Genomic DNA, 1,781 nt, shown 5'->3' with positions numbered 1-1,781 from the left:
ACCAGGGGCAGGCCGGCGCGAGCAATCGAGGGCGAAAGCCACGAGCGCCGGACTGGCGGCGCGGCCGCGCCCGCAGTCGGCACGGGCCCAGGAAAAGGCCCGGCAGTCGCCGCATGCGCAGCGGGAGCGCAGGCATCGGGTGCTTACCAAGGGCCATCCGGCCATGGTCGACAGCATTGCGGGCGCGATCACCGTCAAAAGCCTCGATCTTTATTACGTGATCGCCGCCGATGCGCAAATACCCGTGAGCGACGGGCATGGCTTCGGGCTCTATTTTCATGACTGCCGGTTCATCGGGGGCTATCGGATGACCTTGGCCGGCCTGGCGCCGGTCGTCCTGGCCTCGACCGCCCAGAAAGGGTACGCGGCGCTCTTCGAGCTGACCAATCCAGACCTGCGTTCGAACAAGGATCGGTTGATCCCAAAGGACGAACTCGGCATTCGCTGGGAGCGCATTCTGGATGCCGGACAGACATGCGTCAGGGAAGTCCTGACCATCCAGAACCTCGGACACGAGGCGCATGACTTTCCGGTGACCCTGCAGTTCGGCGCCGGCTTCGAGGACATCTTCAACGTTCGCGGGCTGGTGGAGCAGAATCTCGGCAGGGCCGAACGGCCTGTCTGGCGGGATGGCAGGCTGCATTTCGCCTATCACGGCGCCGACCGGCTCCGCAGGACGGCGACGATCGCCTTCTCGCCCCGGCCTGACGCCACGCACAAGACGGTGGCCGAATTCCGGATCGACGTGCCGGCCGGAGCCACGCGAACCATCGCAGTGACCATCGCGTTGGAGGAACAGCCGGAAGACGCCGAAGCCAGGCAACTCGCTCAGCGCCCGGCGACCACGCTCGACGGCGTTGCCGGCAAACTCCGGACGAACTCCGAAGAATGGCTGGAGCAGCACACGAAGCTCGACAGCGACAGCCCTCTGCTCAACAGCATCATGGAGAGATCCCTGCGCGATGTCGCCACGCTGCGCTCGGAATTGGGGAGCCGTGAATACTTTGCCGCCGGTGTGCCATGGTTCGTTGCCCTGTTCGGGCGCGACAGCCTGATCGTCGCCCTGGAAATGCTGGCCTTCCAGCCGGAGATCGCCGCCCAGACGCTCCGTCTTCTCGCCAGCTATCAGGGAAGCCGGACGGATCGATGGCGAGAGGAGCAGCCCGGCAAGATCCTGCACGAATTGCGCGTCGGCGAGCTCGCGCGTGCCGGCGATATCCCCCATGCCCGGTTCTACGGCACGGTGGACGCTACCCCGCTCTTCCTGCTGCTTCTCGGTCGTCATGCCGCCTGGACCGGCGATCTCGACCTGTTCCGCGAATTGCAGGCGCCGGTGGAAAAGGCGTTGGATTGGATCGCCAAGGCCGGAGACGATCATGGCGAGGGCTATCTGAAGTACCGTAGCAGCTCCACCGAGGGTCTCGCCAACCAGGGATGGAAGGACTCTGGCGACGCGATCGTGAGAGCCGATGGCGGCCTCGCCAGACCGCCAATCGCCCTCGTCGAGGTGCAGGGCTATGTCTTTGCCGCCAAACAGGCCATCGCCGACCTTTATGAGCGCAGCGGCGAAGCTGGTCGCGCAAGACAGCTTCGCCATGAGGCCGACACGCTTCGAAGACGCTTCAACCGCGACTTCTGGTGCGAGGAGCAAGGGATCTTCGCCCTCGCCCTGGAAGCAAGAAGCCGCCCCGTCGCGGTCGTTTCCTCGAACCCCGGACACGCGCTGTGGTGCGGGATCGCGGACCGCGACAAGGGCCGCCGTTCCGTTGCGCGGCTCATGC

The 1,781-nt window shown here is 65.5% G+C and carries 1 protein-coding gene; it reads left to right on the top strand.

The annotated features are described in order from the left end of the window. Positions 1-1,781: glycogen debranching N-terminal domain-containing protein (locus EOD07_RS33205; RefSeq protein WP_127238235.1), on the top strand; the 1,781-nt coding region annotated here is incomplete at both ends.

Source organism: Mesorhizobium sp. M2C.T.Ca.TU.002.02.1.1 (assembly GCF_003997225.1).
The sequence above is the reverse complement of the archived record's forward strand: the minus strand, read 5'-3'. Positions and strand labels throughout refer to the sequence as shown.